The following is a 9,304-nucleotide window of genomic DNA, read 5'->3' as shown; positions in this document are numbered from 1 at the left end:
GGCGAAGACATAGCGAAAGACGCCTGCGAGATCGACGCCGCTTTGCGCCGCGCTCGATGCGAGATTCTCGAAACTGGCAGCGCCCGTCAGCCCTGTGCCGCTGAGGACGATCGCGCCGAACAAGGCGACGACGAACGCGCCGCCGAGCGACCGGAAGAAATTCGCCGTGCCGGTGGCCGTGCCGAGCTGGTGGGGCGCCACCGCATTCTGGATGGCGACGGTCGTCACCGGCAGCAACATGCCGAGCCCGATACTGATGAGCGCGAGAACGCCTTCGACCGCCGGAATCGACATGGTGTCGCCGAACGCGACCATCAGGCCGGTTCCGGCGATCGACAGCACGAGCCCGATCAGCGGCGGCAGCTTGTAGCGGGTCATCAGCATCATCGCGCGGGCGGAAATGTTGGCGCCGACGACGGTTCCCGCCATCAGCGGGATGAGCGCAAGGCCCGAATGGCTCGCCGACAGGCCGCGCACGACCTCGAAATAGATCGGCAGATAGATGCTGAGGCCGATATAGGTTCCCATGCCGAAACAGGCGGCGAGCGTTCCCGTGCGCACGACCTGGTTTTGCAACACGTCGGCCGGAATCAGCGGCTCTGGCGCGGTCTTCATCCGCCAGGCGAAGACGACCCACAGGACGAGGGACGAGCCGACAAGGCCGATAATCGGCAGCGACAACCATGCAAACCGCAGCCCGCCCCAACTCAACGCGAGAAGAAGCGAGACGGTCGCGCAGACCAGGAGCGCCGCGCCCAGAAGATCGAGCCGGTGCGGCCGGTCGAAGCGGGGCAGCTTCTTCAAGCCGTGATAGGCGATGACGAACGCGATGAAACCGAGTGGCAGGTTGATCCAGAAAATCACCGACCAGTGCAGATGTTCGGAAAAAAATCCCCCGAGGACGGGGCCGAGCAGGCTCGCGGTCATGAAGGCGCTGGCGAAATACATCTGATAGCGCCCGCGCTCTTTCGGCGAGACAAGATCCGCGACGATCGTCTGCGCCAGGGCGATCAAACCGCCGCCGCCGAGGCCCTGGAGCGCGCGGGCCGAAACCAGCACGAGCATGTTGGGCGCCAAGGCGCAGGCGACGGAGCCGACGATGAAGACGACGATCGCGATGAGAAGCGTGATACGCCGACCGTGGCTGTCGCTGAACTTGCCGTAGAGCGGCGTCACCGCCGTTGCGGAAAGGAGATAGGACGTCACGACCCAGGGCAGGTGCTCCACATCGCCGAGCTCGCGCCCGATCGTCGGGAGCGCCGTCGCAATGATGGTCTGGTCCAGCGCTGCGAGAAGCAGGGAGAGCATCAATCCGATGATGATTCGCCGGATCTCGGCCTGGCTGAGCGTCTGCGCCGGGGCATGCGGTGCCTGGGGGTCCAGTGACCGCGAGTCCAGTGTCTTGGTGGCCTGATCCATCTCACCCATCACGTCATTCCGGATCGTGTTAAAGGATGAGGCGCGCCTTTGTCCCAAACGGTCCCTGCAGGGCAGATATGCACCTTGCCTGTGATCGGGATCAAGGGAGGCGCACAATTCCCTCATCGCCCCTTGCCGAAGCGTGCGCCGAGACGCTAGCTCTGTGTCTCTCACCGTAATGTTTTCCCATGGCGCCCCGCACCAAACTTTCTCTCTCCCAGGCTCGTCGTATCGCTCTTGCCGCGCAGGGGTTCGACGAGAAGCGTCCCGATCAGCCGACGGCGCGGCATCTGGGGCGTCTTCTGTCGCGCTCGCATCTGTTGCAGATCGATTCGGTCAACGTGCTGGTGCGCGCGCATTACATGCCGCTGTTCTCGCGGCTCGGCGCCTACGACCGGACGCTCCTCGAACGAGCCGCCTATCACCGCAAGAGCCGCAAGACCTTCGAATATTGGGGTCATGAGGCGTCGCTGATCCACATGGACCTGCATCCCCTCTTCCGCTGGCGAATGGCGCGAGCGGCGCAGGGGGACGGCACCTATGGCGGCATTGCCCGCTTCGGCCAGGAAAAGCGCGCCTTCATCGAGACCGTACGCAACGAGATCGCCGCTCGCGGGCCGATCGGCGCGGGCGAACTGAGCGAAGGCGGCAAGAGTCTCGGCTCCTGGTGGGGCTGGAGCGACGGTAAGCGGGCTCTGGAATGGCTGTTCTGGGCCGGAGAAGTCACGACCGCCTCGCGACGGGGCTTCGAGCGGCTCTACGATCTGCCCGAACGGGTGATCCCGTCAGACATCCTCAACGCGCCGACCCCCTCGGAGGACGAGGCGCAGCGCGCGCTTCTGCGACACGCGATCAGCGCGCTCGGCATCGCCAGCGAACGCTGCCTGCGCGATTATTTTCGCRTAGGACCGGCGGATGCCAAGGCGCGCATTCCGGAACTCGTCGAAGCGGGGGATCTCGTTCCGGTGGCGGTCGATGGATGGTCCGGGCCGATCTATCTCGATCCTCAGGCACGGCTGCCGCGCAGGATCGACGCGCGGGCGCTGGTTTCGCCCTTCGATCCCATCGTCTGGGAGCGCACCCGCACCGAGCGCCTGTTCGACTTTCACTACCGCATCGAGATCTACACCCCCGCCGAGAAACGGGAATACGGCTATTATTGCCTGCCGTTCCTGCTCGGCGAGACGATTGTCGCCCGCCTCGATCTGAAGGCGGATCGCGCGACGGGGCGCCTGATCGTGCACTCGATCCATCCGGAAGGTCACGCCGAACCCGCCGATATCGCGGGACCGATGGCGGACGAGCTGCGCCTGATGGCCGACTGGCTGGGCCTTCCCGAGATCGCCGTCCCCAAGAGCTGGAAAAAGCGGCTCGGGTTGTGATTTAGGGCAGGTTTTCCACCACCACCATCACCTCCACCACCCATGTCATCACCGGGCTTGTCCCGCTGACCACGATGCGAAGATCACCGCTCCTCACCGATCGAGGTAGCCGGGGCCCGGCCATGACGCCTGAGGTGATGGCGTCGGAGAGACGGCCCTCGCCACCTGCCTTCCTCCGCCCTATTGTCCCTGCCCCATGACCTCCCTGCTCGCTCCCGCCCAAAAAATCTGGCTGCGTTTCGGGTTCAACGAAATCGGCCCCCTGCTCTCCTTCCTCGGCGTCGCCATGTTCGGTTGGGCGTTCTTCGCCCTTGCCGACGAGATGCGGGAGGGCGAGACCATGTCCCTCGACCGCAGCATCCTTTTCGCCCTGCGCAGCCCGCAGAACCCAGCCGATCCTCTCGGCCCGGGATGGCTCGAGGAAGCCGCACGCGACATCACGGCGCTCGGCGGTGACACTGTCCTCACCATCGTCACCGCCTCGGCGATCATCTGCCTGCTCATGGCCGGCAAACGCGGCGCTGCGCTCCTCGTGTTTCTCGCGGTGGACGGCGGTTTGCTCCTGTCGACCCTGCTCAAGGCCGGTTTCGACCGGCCGCGGCCGGATCTCGTGCCCCATGCAGTCCAGGTCTACACGGCAAGCTTCCCGAGCGGCCATGCGATGCTCTCGGCCATCGCGTATCTGACGCTGGGCGCGGTTTTCGCCCGCATGATGCCGCGGCGGCGGCTCAAAGCGTTCATCATCGGGCTCGCGGTTTTCTTGACCCTCATCATCGGCATGAGCCGCGTCTATCTCGGCGTTCATTGGCCGAGCGACGTCGTCGGCGGCTGGTGCATCGGTGCTGCCTGGGCTTCCCTGTGCTGGTTCATCACGTTGCAATTGCAGCGACGCGGCGCGGTGGAGCGATCCGGCGATCCGATTTCCGGATCCGCATGAACTTTTCGGACGCCGCCACCCGCAAGCCGCCGCGACGGGTCACGCTCGCCTATCTGCGGCGCGCGGCGATGGCTTATCTCGAGCAATATTCTTCCTCCGCGCACAATCTGCGGCGGGTCCTCCAGCGCAAGGTGGAGAAACGTTGCCGGCTGCGGGGCGAGGATCCGACCGAGTTCGGCGAGATGATCGACGACGTCGTCACGACGAGCCTGCGGCTCGGGCTCATCGACGACACGCGTTACGCGGCCGCCCGGGTGGCGACGCTCAGGAGGCGGGGCGGGTCCGCGCGGGCGATCGGCGCCAAGCTCGCTGCAAAGGGAATCGATCGCGAGACCGTCGCCGCTGCCCTCGATCAGGACGAGAACACGGACGAGGCCGCCGCCGTGGCCTTCGCGCGCCGTCGCAAGCTCGGGCCCTATCGTCCGGGAGAGCGAGAGCCTTACAGGGACAAGGACATGGCGGCGCTCGCGCGCGCGGGATTCGGCTTTGCCCTCGTGCGCCGGGTGATCGATGGCGAGCGTGACGAGATCGAAGCGCCGTGACCTAGAGCAGGCCTGCCGCCACATTGATCGCGAGCGCGAGAATCGTCGTATTGAACAAGAACGCCAGGATGGTGTGGCCGAGCGTCAGACGTCGCATCCGCCGCGAAACGATGACGATATCCGACGTTTGCGCCGCTGCCCCGAAATTGAAGGCGAAGTACAGAAAATCCCAATAATCCGGCTCCTTCTCGTGTGGGAACGTCAGGCCGCCGCGATCACCGCCATCGCCGTAGAATTCGTGTGCGTAATGGACGGCAAAGATGGTGTGAACGAGAAACCACGAGCAGAGGATGGTCGCGCCGGCGATCGACAGGCGCACGGCTTGATCGCGGGCTTCGGCCGCGCTGATTCCGTGCAGCTCGATGGCGATGGCGCCGAGTGTCGCTACGGCGGCGGCGAGGGTGAGGATCAAGATGACGATGGCGCCCTCGTCTTCCAGGCTCGCGCGGTAGCGCATCTTGTCCACGTTCGAACGCGCGAACATGATCGCGAGCGCCGCGAGGTAGAGCAGGATGCCGGCGTCCCAGGCGGCCAGCAACCGCGTGTTGAGCGGCCAAACGCCCGGCAACAGGGTGTAGATCACGGCCGCCGCCACGATCGAAGTCAAAAGGCGCGGGCGCGGGCCGGCGTGAATATTGATCATGCGAAATCCCTGGCGCTCACAACGACGTTGCTCTCACCATGTCGCAAATACCCGACGTGCCAAGGCCTTTTCATGCGGAAGGTTTACATTCGCCCTATCCCCTTCGGGGGCCGGCGCGCTAGATCATCGCCCGCAACACGCGAAAACAGTGGAGACGATCATGGATCGCAAGGCTAAAGCCGTTTGGCAGGGCACCGGCAAGGATGGAACCGGCCATCTCACGACCGATTCCGGCGTGCTCTCGTCGACGCCTTATTCCTTCAAGACCCGCTTCGAGAACGAGAAGGGCACCAATCCGGAAGAGCTGATCGCCGCCGCCCATGCGGGCTGCTTCACCATGGCGCTGGCCTTCCAGCTTCAGGGCGCGGGTTTCACTCCGAGCGAGCTGACGACGGAATCGACCGTCTCCCTCGTCAAGGAAGGCGAGGGCTTCAAGATCTCGAAATCGGCTTTGACGCTGCAGGCCAACGTTCCGGGAATCGACCGCGCCAAGTTCGAAGAACTGGCCCGCGCGGCCGAGAAGAACTGCCCGGTTTCCAAGGTGTTGAACGCCGAAATCACGATGACGTTCACCCTCGCCTAGCGCACGATCCCTCGATCCGAAGTGACGGTCCCCTCAGAGGGTGACCGTCACGGCGTCGGCATCGTTGCGCCGGGTCTGGTCGGCACTGGCGTCGAATATCCTTTCGACGTCAGGTTCTTGCACCAGGATGGCCCGAGTGCGCGGGGCTCCATCGGGCAAGCGAAGCGAAAACCCCAAACGAAATCGGTCTGGACCGCCAGGATGCGTGGCGATTCCCGTTGCGCACCGTGGCCGAAGAACGCGTTGACCGAAAACCAGGCGGGGTTCGGCGGTCCGTTGACGCTCTCCGCGAAACCCGCGTCGCTCATTCTGTCCGTAAAGATCGCGAAGGCCGGCACGCCCTCACGCGTCACCGCCGCCCGCGAATGGCATGACAGGCACGACGCGCTGTTGACGAAGCCGGCCTCGGTGACGGAGTTGCCGAGGCGCGTCGGCACGCCGGTCGCCGTGACGAAATCGGTCTGCGTTCCCTTGAGACGATATGATCGCCATGCGGCATCGCCGATGCGCGGACGACCGGTGCGGTTCGGCGCGGCCTGCGCTCCGATCTCGACAGTCGCCAACAAGGCGCTGAGAGCGCTGCTGATTTCTCCCGCGTCCGCATAGGGTTGTGCCAGATCGAACGCGTCTACATCGGCGTCGTCGATTTTCCTTTTCTTGTTCGGCGCGATGTAGTTTCGCGCCGAGACGTCGTCGGGCATCGGAACGGTCGTCGCGAGATAACCGAAGCTGTCGTTGCATCCGGTCCAGTCGCAACGGCCCTGATTGCTCACATGCTCGAACGTCGACCACGTCCAGTTGGGGACGTCCTTGCTCGACAAGTGAAACGACAACAGGACGTATGGCTTCGCGACGGGCGGCGTGGTGTCGTCGGGGCCTGCGCGCGGAACGAGATTCATCGTGATGTAGGGATGACGTTCGTCGTTCGGATCGATGCCGATCTGGGCGGCGCGGTCGGCGGCGATCCAGTTCGCTTTCACCATCAGCGACGAGATCGGAAAATCGACGCGGGTCAGCGGAGGCGGCGCCGGATGCGCGGCTGCGGGATCAGGCGGATTTGCGTGCCGCGGCGCCGACGTGCCGAGCCTCTCGACAAGCGAATCGAAGACGCGGATCAGCCCTTCGGTATGATAGAGTTCGTTGTCGAACACATAATCGACCATCGGCTTGTTGCGGTAGATCAACTCCTCCTGCAACGCGCCGATCACCGGCGCCTTGAAGACCGCCGGCACCTCCGTCCATTTTTTGCCTTGGCCCGAACCTTGGCCCGAACCTTGCCCCAGGATCTGGCTCGCCTGATCCGGCGACAGGCGATGCGCCGTCACCGGCATACGCAACTGGTTCGCCGGGACGCCGGGCGTGGGGCCGGGATAGACCGGGCAATGGGCGGGCGACGCCTCGTTCGAGATCTCCACCGCCGGACAGCAGCGATCGGCGGCGATGCCGGCCCGACAGCGCGGCCATGGATCGCTCGGCCAGACCTGTCGATCCGTCGACCAATCCTCCCAGAATTGCTCGCCGACGGCGCGCACGAACAGGGACCAGGCGAAGGCATCGGGACATGTGATCGAGGGATTGGTAATGGCAGGACCGAAATCGACCTTCCCGTCGGCGATCTTGACCCGGCACTCGGGCGAATCGCGGACATCGGCGAGCGGGAACATCGCGTAGTCGATCTGGTCGGGTCGCGAATCCTGCGCCCACACGACACCGGACCATAGGAGCGCGATGGCGATCGCGCCCGTGACACATGGACTTCTCATGCTGACCGCCCCCTGGCCGCGAATTCCGCGATGTTTGTCGCACATCGCCACAGGGTCTGGCTACGGCGACGCCAGGCGACCGCTCGCGCCGCCGGCGGATCTCGAGAGGATTCATGCCCTCGTGGGCGATGCGCAAAAGCCGCAGCGCGCCGCCGAGTAGCGGACAACCTGCAGGAGAAGCGTCCGAGGGCTTAACTGCCCCTTAAACCGCCACAATTACATTGCTCACACCAACGGTGGCCGAACGTAGCGGCCCCGTGACGACGAGGAACCAAGTGGCGAACGGACGTGATCGGCGCGAGCCGGTTTTCGGAACGCCCGCCGCCGATGCGGAGGGGTCGGATTTCCGCCTTTCGCCTGAGGACCGGGCAGGGGCACCCATGACGCGAAAGCGCGCATCGCAGGATTCCGGCAGCGATAAGCCGGCCAGCGCCAGGCCGAGTAGTGCCAGGCCGAGCAGCGCCAAGCCGGCGCGCCGGCGCTCGACCAAGGGCGGCAAAGGGTCGAAACGCGGCGGAGGCTCGATTCTCCGCAAGCTCGTCTATGCGGGCGCCGTTCTGTGCCTTTGGGGAATTATCGCGGTCGGCGCGGTCGTCGCCTATTACGCGGCGCAATTGCCGCCGATCGATCAACTGACCGTTCCCAAGCGCCCGCCCAACATCGCCATCATGGCGAGTGACGGCTCGCTCCTCGCCAATCGGGGCGAGACCGGCGGCCGTACCGTCTCGATCAAGGAATTGCCGCCCTATCTGCCGAACGCTTTCGTCGCCATCGAAGATCGTCGTTTCTACGATCATTTCGGCATCGATCCGGTCGGCATCGCTCGGGCGATGATGCGCAACGTTTCGTCGCGCGGCGTCGCCCAGGGTGGCTCGACGCTGACGCAGCAGCTCGCCAAGAACCTTTTTCTCACGCAGGAACGCACGGCGTCGCGCAAGATCCAGGAGGCGATTCTCGCCCTTTGGCTCGAGCGCACCTACACCAAGAACGAGATTCTCGAACTCTACCTCAACCGCGTCTATTTCGGGGCTGGTGCTTATGGCGTCGAAGCCGCCGCCCAGCGCTATTACGGCAAATCCGCCCGCAACGTGTCGCTCTCGGAAGCGGCCGTTCTCGCCGGCCTGGTACAGGCCCCGTCGCGCCTCGCGCCCAACCGCAATCCGAAAGCGGCGCAGGATCGCGGCGAGCTCGTCATCGCCGCCATGAACGATCTCGGATTCATCACGCCGGGCATGACCAAGACGGCGCTCGGCGCGCCCGCAGAGGCGGTTCGTCCGAAAGGCGCGGGCTCGGCCAATTATGCCGCCGATTATGTGATGGACGTGCTCGACGACTTCGTCGGCACCATCGAATCGGACATCGTCGTCTCGACCACCATCGATCCGGCCATGCAGGCGGCGGGGGAGCGCTCGATCGTCGAAGAGCTCGACTCGAAGGGCACGAAATTCAACGTCAGTCAGGGCGCGCTCGTCGCGATGTTGCCTGACGGCGCCTTGAAGGCTCTGGTCGGCGGCCGCAATTACGAGGCGAGCCAGTTCAATCGCGCCACCGTCGCCAAGCGCCAACCGGGCTCCGCCTTCAAGTCGTTCGTGTATCTCACCGCCGTCGAACAGGGACTCACGCCGAATACGGTGCGCGAAGATTCGCCGGTGAATTACAAAGGCTGGACACCGGAAAACTTCGATCGCGATTTCCGCGGCGCGATTACTCTGCGCGATGCATTGGCTTTGTCGCTCAACACCGTCGCGGTGAAGCTCGGCCTCGAGGTCGGCCCGAAGAACGTGGTGCAGACCGCGCAACGCCTCGGCATTTCCTCGGCTCTGCAAGCCAACCCGTCGATCGCGCTCGGCACATCCGAAGTCACCCCCCTCGAGATCGTCAGCGCCTACGCCGCCTTCGCCAATGGCGGCAACGGCGTGATTCCGTACGTGATCAACCAGGTCAAGACGACCGACGGCAAGTCGATCTACCAGCGCCCCGGCGGCGGCGGCCTCGGCCGCGTGGTCGACCCGGGCGCAGTGGCCATGATGAACGA

8 protein-coding genes are annotated in these 9,304 nt (G+C 64.8%); 5 read left to right on the top strand and 3 right to left on the bottom strand.

Features of this window, described 5'->3' with window-relative positions:
• On the bottom strand, positions 1-1,428 hold a 1,428-nt coding region (locus tag AC1DT3_RS05930), incomplete at its 3' end, for an MDR family MFS transporter (RefSeq protein ID WP_477464324.1).
• Between the two features lie 179 nt (positions 1,429-1,607).
• Between AC1DT3_RS05930 and AC1DT3_RS05925 the strand changes: the two genes are divergently transcribed.
• The 3 genes from AC1DT3_RS05925 to AC1DT3_RS05915 all read left to right on the top strand — a co-directional run bounded on the left by AC1DT3_RS05925 (position 1,608) and on the right by AC1DT3_RS05915 (position 4,280).
• Positions 1,608-2,801 (top strand): winged helix-turn-helix domain-containing protein, encoded by a 1,194-nt coding sequence (locus AC1DT3_RS05925; protein WP_477464323.1) that lies wholly within the window; start codon positions 1,608-1,610, stop codon positions 2,799-2,801.
• Positions 2,802-2,997: 196 nt separating this feature from the next.
• A complete protein-coding gene (locus AC1DT3_RS05920; protein WP_477464322.1) occupies positions 2,998-3,738 on the top strand; it encodes a phosphatase PAP2 family protein in 741 nt (246 codons plus the stop codon).
• Positions 3,735-4,280, top strand: a complete 546-nt coding sequence (locus AC1DT3_RS05915) for a regulatory protein RecX (protein WP_477464321.1) — start codon at positions 3,735-3,737, stop codon at positions 4,278-4,280. Before AC1DT3_RS05920 ends, AC1DT3_RS05915 begins: the two co-directional genes overlap by 4 nt.
• A gap of 1 nt (position 4,281) precedes the next feature.
• Here AC1DT3_RS05915 and AC1DT3_RS05910 read toward each other — a convergent pair whose 3' ends face one another.
• Positions 4,282-4,923, bottom strand: coding sequence for a DUF1345 domain-containing protein (locus AC1DT3_RS05910; protein ID WP_477464320.1), 642 nt, complete (start codon positions 4,921-4,923; stop codon positions 4,282-4,284).
• A gap of 160 nt (positions 4,924-5,083) precedes the next feature.
• Between AC1DT3_RS05910 and AC1DT3_RS05905 the strand changes: the two genes are divergently transcribed.
• Complete coding sequence (locus tag AC1DT3_RS05905) at positions 5,084-5,506, top strand: OsmC family protein (RefSeq protein ID WP_477464319.1); 423 nt, start codon at positions 5,084-5,086, stop codon at positions 5,504-5,506.
• A gap of 47 nt (positions 5,507-5,553) precedes the next feature.
• Here the strand turns inward: AC1DT3_RS05905 and AC1DT3_RS05900 are convergent, their stop codons facing one another.
• Positions 5,554-7,269, bottom strand: coding sequence for a hypothetical protein (locus tag AC1DT3_RS05900; protein ID WP_477464318.1), 1,716 nt, complete (start codon positions 7,267-7,269; stop codon positions 5,554-5,556).
• A 275-nt stretch (positions 7,270-7,544) separates the two neighbouring features.
• Here AC1DT3_RS05900 and AC1DT3_RS05895 point away from each other — a divergent pair.
• Positions 7,545-9,304 (top strand): transglycosylase domain-containing protein (locus AC1DT3_RS05895; protein ID WP_477464317.1); only part of this gene is annotated, 1,760 nt, incomplete at its 3' end.

Source organism: Microvirga sp. P4_G7 (assembly GCF_056401005.1).
The sequence above is the reverse complement of the archived record's forward strand: the minus strand, read 5'-3'. Positions and strand labels throughout refer to the sequence as shown.